Source organism: Acinetobacter haemolyticus, from assembly GCF_003323815.1.
In the GTDB taxonomy this organism is placed as follows: Bacteria; Pseudomonadota; Gammaproteobacteria; order Pseudomonadales; family Moraxellaceae; genus Acinetobacter; species Acinetobacter haemolyticus.
In genome coordinates this window covers 63,321-77,251 of record NZ_CP030880.1, presented here as the reverse complement: position 1 = coordinate 77,251, position 13,931 = coordinate 63,321, and the positions used below count along the sequence as shown (strand labels likewise).

Sequence of the window (13,931 nt, the reverse complement as noted above, 5' to 3'; positions counted from 1 at the left end):
GCATGTCGCAAACACTTCAGGCCGCTTATGCAGCGAAACGCAAAGCACGTCGTTTTGCTGTACAAGGGATTTATGAATGGCAAATGAGTCAGAATCCTGTTCATGAAATTGAAGCACGCACGCGTGTAGAAAATGCCATGCACAAAGTTGACCTTAACTATTACCATGAATTGCTCACTCAAGTGGTTGCTCAACATGAAGCTTTAGATGAGTTACTCATTCCTGTACTTGACCGTGAGTTATCTGCACTGGATGGTGTAGAACTTGCAACGTTACGACTAGGCGCGTATGAATTAAGAGATCACCTCGAAGTTCCGTACCGAGTAGTACTTGATGAAGCAATTGAGCTAGCAAAACACTTTGGTGGTGCAGACAGTCATAAATATATCAATGGTGTATTAGACCGTCTTTCATCAAAGCTTCGTGAAGCTGAAAAACAACAAGCAAAATAATAGGCTTGTGTACTATGGCTGAGTTTTCCATTATTGAACAATACTTTAAACGCCCATCAAACGTTGATGTGAGTTTAGGAATTGGCGATGACTCAGCCATTGTTACCCCTCCTCCCGCACAACAACTGGTGATCTGTACAGACACATTAATTGCTGGCCGACATTTCCCCTTAAATACTTCTGCCCATGCCATTGGCTGGAAAAGTGTCGCGGTTAATTTATCCGACCTCGCAGCTATGGGTGCAAAGCCACACAGTATTTTATTGGCACTGAGTCTACCAACGATTGATCACGAGTGGTTAGCCGAATTTAGTCGCGGACTATTTGAATGCTGCGATCAATTTAGTGTCAGTTTAATTGGTGGTGATACCACCCAAAGCACACAACTCACGATGAGTGTCACTGCACTTGGTTGGATTGAACAAGGTCAAGCCGTTACACGGGCTGGTGCACAAGTGGGTGATTATATTTGTGTCAGCGGACAAGTTGGAGATGCTGCATTTGGATTACAGCATTTAGGGCATCCCTTACAGCAACGTTTGGATTATCCAACACCACGTTGTCAATTAGGACAACAGTTGAAGGGTTTGGCATCGAGTATGATTGATGTTTCAGATGGTCTCGCCCAAGATCTCGGACATATTTTAAAAGCATCAAATAAAGGTGCCACATTACAACTTGACCAGCTTCCGATAGATGAATCACTAAAATCACTTGAAATGCAAAAGGCTTGGCATTATGCGCTGGCTGGCGGTGATGATTACGAATTATGCTTTACAATATCACCGCAAAACTATGAAAAACTATTGCGACAACCTTTAGATGTTCCGCTTACAATAATCGGCGAAATTACCCAACAAACTGGATTGTTATTTGAGTATATGGGTGAAACTTACCCATTACATGTTCATGGATACCAACACTTTGCATAAGCCACCCATTCACTTTAATCAAATGACTTGGTTTGATCGATTCATCGTTTTCTGCGGTGTCGGTTTTGGTTCTGGTTTAGCACCCAAAGCACCAGGGACTTTTGGTTCTGCATTTGCCTTGCTTTTTATTCCAATTTGGCTACAGCTTGGATTCATGGGCAGCATCATTGCAATTGTTCTCATGTCATTGGTCGGTATTTATATTTGTGGACATACCGCAAAAGTGATTCATGTTCACGATGATGGTCGAATCGTTTGGGATGAATTTGCAGGACAATCCATTACTCTGCTGCCTTTAATTTATTTACAACAAGTGAACTGGTTATGGATCATTACTGGTTTCATATTATTCCGTATCTTTGATGTCTGGAAACCCTTTCCAATTAGTTGGGCCGATCAGAAAGTATCTGGTGGTTTAGGGATTATGCTCGATGATATTATCGCAGGGTTATGGGCAGCACTTTGTATTTGGATCATTCATTTTTATTTTTTACCTTAAACAATTGATACTAGAGTTAGGCATGTCAACAACAGTTATTATTCTTGCTGCAGGGAAAGGAACGCGAATGCGTTCACAACGACCAAAAGTATTACAACCTCTCGCTGGTCGTCCCCTACTCGGCCATGTGATCCAAACTGCTAAAAAACTGAATGCTCAAAATATTATTACCATTTATGGGCATGGCGGAGAGCTGGTTAAACAAAGTTTTGCTGAAGAACACATTGACTGGGTTGAACAAGCTGAACAACTCGGTACTGGTCATGCGGTTCAAATGACACTGCCTGTATTACCACAAGACGGTACTTCGCTGATTTTATCGGGTGATGTACCTTGTATTCATGCAAATACCCTACAAAAATTATTAGATGCATCTACTCAGACAGGGATTGGTTTGGTGACACTTACCGTAGAAGATGCAACAGGCTATGGTCGCATTGTTCGTCAAGACGGTAAAATTCAGGCCATTGTTGAACATAAAGATGCCAGCGAGGCACAACGCCAAATTAAAGAATTTAATACTGGTATTTATTGTGTCAGCAACGCAAAACTACATGAGTGGTTGCCTAAACTATCGAATGAAAATGCACAAGGCGAATATTACCTGACCGATATTGTTGCAATGGCGATTGCGGATGGTATGGAAGTTGCCTCTGTTGAACCAGAGCTGGCATTTGAGGTGGATGGTGTCAATAACCGCCTCCAACTGGCGACTCTGGAACGTCAATTCCAGCAACAGCAGGCCAAAGAATTGATGGAACAGGGCGTGCATTTGATTGACCCGAATCGTTTTGATTTACGTGGTAGTCTCAAGTGCGGTCAAGACGTGCAAATTGATATCAATGTCATCATTGAAGGTGACTGTGAACTGGGTGATAACGTACAGATCGGCGCAGGTTGTATCTTAAAAAATACCCGTATTGCTGCTGGCACCAAGATTCAAGCCTATAGTATTTTCGAAAATGCAGTCGTAGGTGAGAACACTCAGATTGGTCCGTTTGCTCGCTTACGTCCAGGTGCAAACCTAGCCGATGACGTACATATTGGTAACTTTGTTGAAGTCAAAAACACGAATATTGGTCAGGGTTCTAAAGCCAACCATTTTACGTATTTAGGTGATGCAGATATCGGCGCAGATTGTAATATCGGTGCAGGTACCATTACTTGTAATTATGACGGTGCAAATAAGCACAGAACAATTATTGAAGATCATGTTTTTATTGGGACAAACAACTCATTGGTTGCACCGATCAAAATTGGTCAGGGTGCAACAACCGGTGCGGGCTCGACGCTGACTCGCAATGTGACTGAGCATAGTTTGGCTGTCGAACGATCAAAACAGTTCGAAAAAGCAAATTATCAACGTCCCCAAAAGCTGAAAAAATAAGAGGGTAATTATATGTGTGGTATTGTTGGTGGCGTAGCAGAACGTTGTGTAACCGATATCCTGATTGAAGGACTCAAACGACTAGAATATCGCGGCTATGATTCCGCTGGTCTCGCGTTATTAAATAATCAAAAAATTCTACGCGAACGTCGTGTTGGTAAAGTTGCAAATCTAGATGAAGCCGTATCAGAACAACAATTGACTGGTAATATCGGGATTGCACATACCCGTTGGGCAACACATGGCAAACCAACCGAAGACAATGCACATCCTCATATCTCAGGCAATGTGGCTGTCGTTCACAATGGTATTATTGAGAACTATCAAGAACTCAAAGATGCATTACAAGCGCAAGGCTATGTATTTACGTCACAAACAGATACTGAAGTTGTTGCCCACCTCGTCAATGATGCGCTCAAGAACACGGATAGCTTACTTGAGGCAGTTCAACAAGTTGTTCCACAGCTAAAAGGTGCCTATGCACTTGGTATCATCCATACTGAACATCCAGATGAGTTAATTACCGTCCGTGAAGGTTCACCTCTAGTGATTGGTGTGGGCATTGGTGAAAACTTTATTAGCTCGGATCAATTAGCATTACTTCCTGTCACCAACCGCTTTGTGTATTTAGAAGAAGGTGATATTGCACGCTTAACTCGTACTAGCATTGAAGTGTTTGTCAATGGTGAACGTGTTGAACGTCCAGTGAAGGAACTAGATGCAACAGTGAGTAATGCCTCAAAAGGTGAATATAAACACTTTATGCTCAAAGAAATTTATGAGCAGCCTGAAGCAATTCAGCAAACCATCTCCCAAGCGCTTAATGGTAATGCGCTACGCGAAGATTTCCTTAACCATGCGAATGCGGATTTTAGTAAAATCCAGCAAGTGCAAATTATTGCTTGTGGTACCAGTTATCACGCAGGCATGATTGCCAAATATTGGTTTGAACAATTAATCGGTGTCTCTTGCCAAGTCGAGATTGCAAGTGAGTTCCGTTATCGTAACCCTGTGATTGTGGCGAATACACTATATATCTGTATTTCTCAATCAGGTGAAACTGCGGATACCTTAGCTGCGTTGCGCGAAGTTCAGAAACGCGCCAAAGCACAAGAGATTTGCATTAGCACGATGACCATCTGTAACGTTGCAACTTCATCAATGGTGCGTGAAACAGATCATCATTTGCTCACCTTGGCTGGCCCTGAAATCGGGGTTGCATCCACCAAAGCGTTTACCACGCAGTTAGCTGCATTAATGCTTTTAATTCTAAAGATCGGTCAAGTCAAACAGCAAATTACTGAAACACAATTAACCGAGATTATCAGTGGATTGTGGCATTGCCCTAAAGTCATTTTAGATACCTTACAATGCGATACTGAAATTCTACGCTTATCTACGCTATTCGTTGAGAAAAACCACTGTCTATTCTTGGGTCGTGGCACACATTTCCCAATCGCATTAGAAGGTGCTTTAAAACTTAAAGAAATTTCTTATATTCATGCTGAAGGTTATGCAGCAGGTGAGCTAAAGCATGGTCCATTGGCATTGGTGGATAACGAAATGCCAGTAGTCATTTTAGCGCCTCAAGATGACATGTTGGACAAATTAAAATCAAATATGGAAGAAGTTCAAGCACGTGGCGGTGAACTATTTGTATTTGCAGATCAGCATAGCGGCGTGCATGCGAAAGATCGCCAACATGTCGTTCATATTCCAGCAGTTTGCGAATGGTTAGCACCAATTGTTTACAGTATTCCTGTGCAATTATTGTCTTATCATGTTGCGGTCTTACGTGGGACGGATGTCGATCAACCACGCAATCTCGCCAAGAGCGTTACTGTAGAATAATCAGATAGATAAAAGGAGGTTTCAACACCTCCTTTTATCTTTTTTTATCTATGCTGCCCAGCTTTTAAGCCACATAGCGTGTGGCTTTATGATTCAATAAAATAATCGAATTTAAGATCACTACACCCAATATTGAAATTAAAATTAGATGCCATTCCACAAAAAATAAAGACGTTAATAAAATGGCAACATCTATTCCCATTTGTACCTTTCCAGCAGGCAACTGAAAGCGCTCTTGCAAATACAGCACCAACAAATTAATTCCACCTAAGCTAGAACGATGTCTAAATAGAATTAAAAAACTGACGCCCATCAACACATTCGCGAAAACGGTTGCATAGATCGGATGTACAGTCGAAAGCTGTACAAAGTGAGGAATGATTTCAGTAAAACCTGCCAATAAAGCGACTGCGATAAAGGTCTTGACCACCAAAGCCAGTCCCATTTTTTTATACGCAAAATAATAAAAAGGGATATTAATCAAGAAAAATAAAATTCCGAACTGAACATCAGTAATGTAATGAATTAACAATGATAAACCCGCAGTTCCACCTGTCATGATTCCTGCTTGTTTCAACAAGATCATGGCAAAAGAAAGAATAAATGTACCAATTAACATCGCAAGTGCATCTTCTATCTTGGAATGCTGCTCAACCACAGGCGTGACGGCACTTACCAAAGATATATTTTGCTCGGTATTCATACGGGAAAAACTCAATAGGAGAACAACACAGGGAGAGACATCTTTCAAAGAAAGATGTGGCATATTTGATCATTTTTATTTAATTTTCGCAATTTATTCTTATATTTTTATCATAAATGCAATTTATGTTCATAATAATAGATTGGGTATGTACCGCCCCATTTTAATGCAATGGTGCTTTACGGCCTATCTAGCCATCCGAGTTGCACGTATGATAATGTAGTTACTTCGTGGCAATTCCGTTCTCTTTAAGCTTTTCTAAGACAATCGAGGTGTTTAAATTACTCACCCCAAAGTCACTTGAAGATAATGTTCCGATTAACTGGACCATGTCATCCAGATTTCGGACTGCAACTTTAAGTGCGAAGTCATAACTGCCTGTTAATTTATGAATATCTTTAACTGCAGGCTCGTGTAAAAGGAAATCAACAAAGCGGTCATGGGTTGCATCATTATAATTCTGCAACTTCACTTCAATAATTCCCATGATAGGCGTCGGGTCGGCACTCAAAGCAACCTGAGCATAATAACCGGTAATAATTTTTTTCTGTTCAAGTTGAATACGGCGACGTGAGCATTGAGAGGTAGATAATCCCACCAATTCAGCTAACTCTTGATTAGCCAAACGTCCATTTAACTGTAAATGATGAATAATTTTTCGGTCAAATTCATCCAGCTCTTCAATCATAAAATTCTCAATTTTCAAATCTAGATAGGCATGGGGGTAAAGTGTATAGGCGATATTCAACACTTCTCAAAAGTTTAACCTTTTGAGCCTAGTTGTCACGAGTTTCGTTAAAAATTGGTCCCGACTGGATACGAATAACGCCTTTCGCTAACATCTGCTGCCATGCCTCGGATAAAGAGCCATTCAAATCAATCGCTTTACAGGCATCTTCAATCACATAGGTTTTAAAGCCCAAATCCGCAGCATCAATTGCTGTCCACGCTACACAAAAATCTGTGGCAATTCCTACAATATACACTGTATCGATCTGATGCTCTTTGAGATAGCCATTCAATCCCGTTGGTGTTTGACGATCTGCTTCCATAAATGCAGAGTAACTATCGATATGCTGATGAACACCTTTTCGAATGATCAACTGTGCCGTTGGGATCTGTAGTTCAGAATGAAATTCAGCATCATGTGTCCCTTGAACACAATGTTTTGGCCATAGCACTTGAGTCCCATAGCTCAATTCAATTGTCTCAAAAGGCTGCTTGTTTTCATGATTTTCCGCAAAAGAAATATGCTGATCTGGATGCCAATCTTGGGTCAGTACGACATGTTCAAACTGAGGAGCAAGTCGATTAATCAAGGGAATAATTTGATCCGCATCGGCAACTGCTAAGTTCCCGCCGGGTGTGAAACCATTTTGGACATCCACCACAATCAATGCAGCATTTTTCAATAATTTTGATGTTTGATGACTCACCCTCAACCCCTTACGTGAATTATAACCCTGCTTATAGATCAGACTACACCGATCATCGCATTGATCAAAACGAAATTCGTGGAAAGATGACTTAAAGTTTTCGACAGTTTCACCAAAGCATATTGTTCTTATGTCTCCGATCAGTCATAATTTGCATAATTGTCATTCAACTTCTACTCTATTGTTGAACGACGAATCAAAATACTGCATCCATCCCATATTCGTTTTTAATTATCTCAATCTCGGATGGAAAAATAGGATATTTTTTTAAAATGACTCAGCTAGCACAGAATATTCAAGGCTCAATTGTCGCACTCGTCACCCCTATGTTTGAAGATGGTCGCGTAGATTGGAAGAGCCTTGAGAAGCTCGTTGAGTGGCACATCCAACAAGGTACACATAGTATTGTTGCTGTTGGCACAACGGGCGAAGCGTCTACATTAAGCATGGAAGAACATACACAAGTCATCAAAGAAGTGATTCGTGTTGCCAATAAACGCATCCCGATTATTGCAGGTACAGGTGCAAACTCAACTCACGAAGCGATTGAACTGACCAAAGCAGCCAAAGAACTTGGTGCTGATGCAGCTTTGCTCGTGACACCCTATTATAACAAACCAACTCAAGAAGGCTTATATCAACACTACAAAGCGATTGCTGAAGCTGTTGATATTCCACAAATTCTTTATAATGTTCCAGGTCGTACTGGTGTTGATATGCAAAACGAAACCGTAATTCGTCTTGCTGATGTGAAAAACATTGTTGGTATTAAAGACGCAACGGGTGATGTGCCACGTGGTAAAGCACTGATCGATGGCTTAAATGGTAAAATCGCTGTTTACTCTGGCGATGATGAAACCGCTTGGGAATTAATCTTGCTCGGCGCAAAAGGTAATATTTCCGTTACTGCCAATGTTGCACCTAAACAAATGAGCGACGTTTGTGAAGCAGCACTCGCTGGCGATAAAGAAAAAGCGCAAGTTTTGAATCAACAAATTGCAAATCTACACAATATTTTGTTTTGCGAATCAAACCCAATTCCTGTGAAATGGGCATTGCATGAGATGGGATATATTGGAACGGGTGTACGCCTTCCATTAACCACTTTGGCAGAACAATATCGTGAACCTCTCCGCGCTGACTTAAAAGTTGCGGGAATTATTTAATACGAGCAATTTATGATGCAATTACGTGTTGGTATAGTCCTAGTCATTTCAGCATTGAGCTTGGCTGGTTGTGGTCGCTTTGCCTTAAATAATCACTCTTTAGATTATAAAAAAGCGGAAGCACTTGAACCACTCAAATTCCCTGAAGGAGCAACGGTCAGACCATTTACACCTTTGTATCCAGCTCCAACAGTGGATCCATTAGCGATTCAACACGCACCGACTTTTGAGAATAAGACAGGCAACCGCTACGCCTTACCACGTCCTGAGTCGATGCAAACGACAGCAAGTAATCCAGATGATAACGTGGTGACGCTAGGTCGACCACAACTGGTTATGGATGGAAACCGCAATCCATTACTGAAAGTGGAAGGTCCAACTGCTGAAGCATGGCAATATACCTTTGCTACATTGAATAGTCTTAACTACAAAGTGATTTCTCAAGCCAATAACGGCTATGAGGCAACAATCCAAGTTGACAATCAAACCTATGTGTTAAAGCTTTCTGCTGTTGGTTCAAACAATACCATCGCTCTATTTAAACCTGACGCCACCTTTGCAGACCAAGCGATTGCAACTGAGGTGTTAGCCCAGATTTACCAAAATTGGCCAGCCTAGTCGTTTACTAGGCATATTTTTCAAAAGGTTCCCCCATGTTAAAACAAACCTTGCTCTATACTGGTAAAGCAAAATCTGTATATGAGACAGATAACGCTGATCATCTGATTTTAGTCTTTCGTGATGATGCCTCGGCATTTAATGGCGAAAAAATCGAGCAGCTAGATCGTAAAGGCAAGGTCAACAACCGTTTTAACGCCTTTATCATGGAAAAGTTGGCTGAAGCAGGAATCGAAACCCACTTCGAAAAATTACTTTCTCCTACTGAAGTCTTAGTTAAAAAGCTTCAGATGATCCCTGTTGAGTGTGTGATCCGCAACTATGCTGCTGGTTCACTCTGCCGTCGTCTAGGTGTTGAAGAAGGTAAAGAGCTTACACCTCCTACATTTGAGTTGTTCTTCAAAGATGACGCTCTTGGCGATCCGATGGTCAATGAGTCTCAAGCAATCGCTTTAGGCTGGGCCACTGCTGATCAACTTGAAAAAATGAAAGAACTTACTTACCAAGTAAATGATGTGCTTAAAGCATTATTCGACGCGGGTAATATGATCCTTGTTGATTTCAAACTTGAATTTGGTGTGTTCCATGACCGCATCGTACTGGGTGATGAATTTTCTCCAGACGGTTGCCGTTTATGGGATAAAGACACCAAGAAGAAATTAGATAAAGACCGTTTCCGCCAAGGTCTAGGTGGTGTGGTTGAAGCTTATGAAGAAGTTGCAGCACGTTTAGGCATTAACTTAGATGACCTTTAAACAACGCTAAAGTAAAAAAACCAGCATTTGCTGGTTTTTTTATGTCCCTTAATTCTTTGAATTTGTATAAATTAATTGGCCTTCTTTATAAGTTGCCAAAATCTGGATATCTTTAATATTTCGGTTCGGAACCGTCAGCGGATTGTGCTCAAGAATAACTAAATCGGCTAACTTTCCTTTCGTCAGTGTACCTTTGGTCTGTTCTTCAAAATATTGATAAGCGGCCCAATCCGTTATTGATTTCAAAGCAAAATAAGGACTGACTCGCTCATTTTTGCCTAACACATAATTAGTTCTAGTTAATCGATTCACTGTAGCATCAATCATCATCATGCTGTGTGGTGGTACCACGGGTGCATCATGGTGTTCGGTAAAGATTAAATTTTTCTTTAGTGCAGTTGCTGTTGGGGAAATATGTGCTGCTCGCGTCTCGCCTAGTGTTTGTTGGCGATGCCAATCACCCCAATAATAGGTATGTAATGAGAAAAACGAAGGAATAATATCTAAAGCCTTCAATTGGTCTAGTTGATCATCTCGAATCGTTTGCGAGTGAATCAATACACTTCTGCGGTCTGCTTTACCTTGTTTTGTCGTAGCATCTTTGACAGCACTAATAAACTGATCAATCGCAGCATCACCATTTGCATGAGCAAGCACTTGCCATCCCTGTTCAAAGGCCAAATTAATATATTGATTGACCTGTTGATCATCCTTTATCGCAGGATAACCTTTGTAATTTTGATCTTTACCCTCTGGAGGAATAACATAAGCTTGAGTCAACCATGCCGTTTTGCCTTGTGGTGAACCATCAAGACTGATTTTAACGCCACCAATACGAAAGTGCTGATCGTATTGTCGGCTACTTCCTTGTTTCAGCATATAGTCTTGGCTAGTGGTGATATCAGGATAAGACACGACATCTATCGGAAGTTGATTTTGCTTGGCAAGAGCCTGCCACATTTCTGTTGTACCCTGATCAGCACGCCCCTCTTGCACTGTCGTGAAACCATTCTTGACATAAGCATCAAGACCTTTACGAGCAATTTCAAACATGACTTCAGCGGGTACATCTTTAAAGATAGAACCAATCGCGGTAAATAATGCAGACTCCTCTAATACTCCATTAGGTACATTCGAGTTGGCTTCCCGACGAATCACGCCACCTGCTGGATTTGTCGTATTTTGATCAATTTTTAATAACGCTAATGCCTTGTGATTCACAGAAGCCAAGTGTCCAGATTGATGTAAGACCATTACAGGTTGATCTTTTGAGACTCGATCTAAATCAGTTGCAGTAGGATGTCGCTGTTCGCTTAATTGTGCATCATCATAGCCATTTCCTAAAATCCATCCCCCCATGGTTTCAATGACTTTAGGATTTTGTTTTTTCCATTGCGTTAAGACCTGAACCAATGAATCAATATCAGAAACCTGACCATCTGGCGCTGGGTATAAATTGGCGACCATCTGATGAAAACCGACCATGTTTACGTGACTATGTGCATCAATAAAACTCGGTAAAAGTGTTCGATTATTTAAATCAATATATTGAGCTCGAGCCTCAATTAAGCTTTCTGCTTGTTTTTTAGGGCCTGCAAAAATAATCTTCCCATCCTTAACCAGCAATGCGTCCACATACTCAGGTGTCATACCTTCCATTGTTAAAATCGGACCACCATAAAACAATTTTTCAGCGCTTACAGTCTCATTTGGGGTCGTAACACAGCCTGATAAAGTGAGTCCAATGATCGTTGCCAAAGTCAGTTTATTTAGATTTTTAAAAGTCATTACTTAAAACCATATTTTTATTATGCCTTTTTGAATTAAACCGTATTGTTGTCAATATAAAAAGCCTTAACTCGTTATTTTTGTAATGTTTGATAAATTCTAAGATCTGCAAACAGCTTTATTTTTAAAAACATACTGGTGTCATTCATTTAAATCTATTAAAAATAAAAAAAATCTACTACGAAGCCCTAGTCGAAAACCAACATAAAATTGAACCAACACAAACCATAAATGCACCATACCAAAACGACAGCCCGAGTGGTGTACTCAATATAAGTGCCGCAAAAAATGCTGACAGTACTGGAATAAAATAAGACGCACCTGCCAATAAAGTTACATTGCCATGTAAAATCCCGACATTCCAAGCTGCATAGCCAAGGCCCATAGCTGCAGCCGCCATAACCAAGGAAACAGAAGATGACCAATCAAAATTTAATCCGCCTCCGCCCATCAAGAAATACTTAATCCAAAGTACAACTGCCACCAGAACAAAAAACAAAGTGATGCCATTCGCACCCTGTGCAATTCTGGCTGTCAATGTGCAATAAGCCGCCCATAACAGTGTTCCAACAAAGGCCAGACCATAGCTCAGTGGGTTGCTTTGAATATTGCCCCACATATTCGGTAAATCAAAACCTTGCTCGCCACCCAGCACCCAGCCAATCCCCAATAAAGAAATAGCAAAACCAGGAATAATTAAGACATTGGCTTTCTGCTGATTAAACAAAATTGCAGCAACCATGGTAAAGGTCGGCCAGAGATAGTTCACCATTCCCACTTCAATCGCTTGCCTGTTATTTTGGCTATATCCAATTGAAAGTGATAAACATATTTCATAGGCAACAAATAAAAAACTTCCCCAAATTAGATACGTCTTTGGAAAACTTTTTAGTTGAACCCAGCCCACAGAAAAGAATAAAAATACTGATGCAAGTGTATAAATCAGCGCTGCACCCCCTACTGCACCAAAGTGAGTACTGACATCTTTAATCAGCGCAACAATCAAACTCCAAAGCAAGATCGCAACTAATCCAATGAGTGTGGCTTTTTTTGAGTTCATTATTGTTGCTGTTGTTGCTCTTGATGCCAACGTCGTTGCTGCAAGCGTTCAGCCTCAACCTCTCGCTTATTTAAAGCCCGCTCATAGAGCTTGGTTCCTTGTAGTTCTGGCGGCAAATACGCTTGTAACACGAAATGTTCAGGGTAATTATGAGGATACAAATAATCTACGCCATAACCCTGCTGCTTCATGAGTTTGGTTGGCGCATTACGTAAATGTAACGGCACAGGTAAATTCGCTGTTTTTTCTGCCAGTTCTAAAGCACGATTAATTGCTAAATAAGTGCTGTTACTTTTTGGGCTGGTTGCCAAATAAACCGCACACTGTCCCAAGATAATACGCGCCTCAGGCATACCTACGGCTTGCACCGAGCGGAAACATTCACCTGCTAACAATAATGCATTTGGATTAGAGTTGCCGATATCTTCCGATGCCGCAATCAACATCCGACGCGCGATAAACACAGGATCTTCGCCGCCTTTGAGCATACGTGCCATCCAGTACAAGGTCGCGTCTGGATCACTACCGCGGATCGATTTGATAAATGCTGAAACCAAATCATAATGCTGCTCACCCGATTTATCATAACGGGCAATATTCTGTTGCGCCACTTTGACCACAATCGCATTGGTGACAACATTTTCAACATCTGCCTCAAAGGTGCTGGCAATTAAATCAATCAGATTGAGTGCCTTACGTGCATCTCCAGCAGCGAATTGAATCAGTGCATCATATTCCTCAATCTGGATAAAACGCTCTTTTAGAAACTTATCCGTTTGAATGGCTTTATTGAGTAAGGTTTGAATGGCTTCCGCATCCAAACTATTCAATGTATAGACCTGACACCGTGACAGTAATGCACTATTAACTTCAAAAGATGGATTTTCTGTGGTTGCCCCAATCAGGGTGATTTTGCCTTTTTCAACTGCATTGAGTAAGGCGTCTTGCTGCGATTTATTAAAACGGTGGATCTCATCAATGAAGACCACGGGTGTAAGTAGATCACCGCTTTCAGCAATCACCTCACGCAGCTCTTTCACCCCTGTATTGAGCGCAGATAAGCTAATGAATGGACGATCCACAGCTTGGGCCAATAACAATGCGATCGTGGTTTTCCCTACCCCTGGTGGGCCCCAAAAGATAATCGAAGGCAAATGCCCTTGATCAATCATCTGACGCAAAGGTGCATTGTCACCCAGCAAATGATCTTGTCCAATAATTTCAGACAAATCACGAGGGCGTAAACGTTCAGGTAAAGGAATATGCGTATCTGACATCATCACT

The 13,931-nt window shown here is 41.2% G+C and carries 14 protein-coding genes; 8 read left to right on the top strand and 6 right to left on the bottom strand.

The features are described 5' to 3' along the window. Window positions 1-2: 2 nt before the first annotated feature. From nusB to glmS, 5 genes are read left to right on the top strand one after another with little or no spacing between them, the layout of a single operon-like run. Window positions 3-452, top strand: coding sequence for a transcription antitermination factor NusB (gene nusB / locus DS737_RS00350; RefSeq protein WP_004679125.1), 450 nt, complete (start codon window positions 3-5; stop codon window positions 450-452). A gap of 14 nt (window positions 453-466) precedes the next feature. Further along, window positions 467-1,384: a thiamine-phosphate kinase gene (thiL, locus tag DS737_RS00345; RefSeq protein WP_113996504.1), complete on the top strand. Its 918-nt coding sequence runs from the start codon at window positions 467-469 to the stop codon at window positions 1,382-1,384. Then, window positions 1,362-1,883, top strand: a complete 522-nt coding sequence (locus tag DS737_RS00340) for a phosphatidylglycerophosphatase A family protein (RefSeq protein ID WP_113996503.1) — start codon at window positions 1,362-1,364, stop codon at window positions 1,881-1,883. Before thiL ends, DS737_RS00340 begins: the two co-directional genes overlap by 23 nt. A 22-nt stretch (window positions 1,884-1,905) precedes the next feature. Next, window positions 1,906-3,270: a bifunctional UDP-N-acetylglucosamine diphosphorylase/glucosamine-1-phosphate N-acetyltransferase GlmU gene (gene glmU, locus DS737_RS00335; RefSeq protein ID WP_113996502.1), complete on the top strand. Its 1,365-nt coding sequence runs from the start codon at window positions 1,906-1,908 to the stop codon at window positions 3,268-3,270. A 12-nt stretch (window positions 3,271-3,282) separates the two neighbouring features. Beyond that, window positions 3,283-5,121, top strand: a complete 1,839-nt coding sequence (gene glmS, locus DS737_RS00330) for a glutamine--fructose-6-phosphate transaminase (isomerizing) (protein WP_113996501.1) — start codon at window positions 3,283-3,285, stop codon at window positions 5,119-5,121. 64 nt (window positions 5,122-5,185) lie between these two features. Here glmS and DS737_RS00325 read toward each other — a convergent pair whose 3' ends face one another. The 3 genes from DS737_RS00325 to pncA form a co-directional block, all read right to left on the bottom strand. Beyond that, window positions 5,186-5,824: a YitT family protein gene (locus DS737_RS00325; RefSeq protein WP_005088791.1), complete on the bottom strand. Its 639-nt coding sequence runs from the start codon at window positions 5,822-5,824 to the stop codon at window positions 5,186-5,188. Between the two features lie 223 nt (window positions 5,825-6,047). Next, window positions 6,048-6,512: an Lrp/AsnC family transcriptional regulator gene (locus DS737_RS00320; RefSeq protein ID WP_113996500.1), complete on the bottom strand. Its 465-nt coding sequence runs from the start codon at window positions 6,510-6,512 to the stop codon at window positions 6,048-6,050. An 88-nt stretch (window positions 6,513-6,600) separates the two neighbouring features. Then, window positions 6,601-7,260: a bifunctional nicotinamidase/pyrazinamidase gene (pncA, locus tag DS737_RS00315; RefSeq protein WP_113996499.1), complete on the bottom strand. Its 660-nt coding sequence runs from the start codon at window positions 7,258-7,260 to the stop codon at window positions 6,601-6,603. 272 nt (window positions 7,261-7,532) lie between these two features. On the opposite strand from pncA, the gene dapA reads away from it, so the two are divergent. From dapA to purC, 3 genes are read left to right on the top strand one after another with little or no spacing between them, the layout of a single operon-like run. Next, window positions 7,533-8,426 carry a 4-hydroxy-tetrahydrodipicolinate synthase gene (gene dapA / locus DS737_RS00310; protein WP_008942097.1) on the top strand — a complete coding sequence of 298 codons (894 nt, stop codon included), beginning with the start codon at window positions 7,533-7,535 and terminating at the stop codon, window positions 8,424-8,426. A gap of 15 nt (window positions 8,427-8,441) precedes the next feature. Further along, a complete protein-coding gene (locus DS737_RS00305; RefSeq protein ID WP_005087342.1) occupies window positions 8,442-9,044 on the top strand; it encodes a hypothetical protein in 603 nt (200 codons plus the stop codon). Window positions 9,045-9,079: 35 nt separating this feature from the next. After that, complete coding sequence (gene purC, locus DS737_RS00300; RefSeq protein ID WP_004637244.1) at window positions 9,080-9,799, top strand: phosphoribosylaminoimidazolesuccinocarboxamide synthase; 720 nt, start codon at window positions 9,080-9,082, stop codon at window positions 9,797-9,799. Between the two features lie 48 nt (window positions 9,800-9,847). Here the strand turns inward: purC and DS737_RS00295 are convergent, their stop codons facing one another. From DS737_RS00295 to DS737_RS00285, 3 genes are all read right to left on the bottom strand, one after another. After that, window positions 9,848-11,587, bottom strand: a complete 1,740-nt coding sequence (locus DS737_RS00295; RefSeq protein ID WP_113996498.1) for an amidohydrolase — start codon at window positions 11,585-11,587, stop codon at window positions 9,848-9,850. 178 nt (window positions 11,588-11,765) lie between these two features. Next, on the bottom strand, window positions 11,766-12,647 hold the full coding sequence (gene yddG / locus DS737_RS00290) for an aromatic amino acid DMT transporter YddG (RefSeq protein WP_113996497.1): 882 nt from the start codon (window positions 12,645-12,647) through the stop codon (window positions 11,766-11,768). Next, complete coding sequence (locus tag DS737_RS00285) at window positions 12,647-13,924, bottom strand: replication-associated recombination protein A (protein ID WP_035374997.1); 1,278 nt, start codon at window positions 13,922-13,924, stop codon at window positions 12,647-12,649. The genes yddG and DS737_RS00285 overlap by 1 nt, the downstream gene beginning before the upstream one ends. Window positions 13,925-13,931 lie beyond the last annotated feature (7 nt).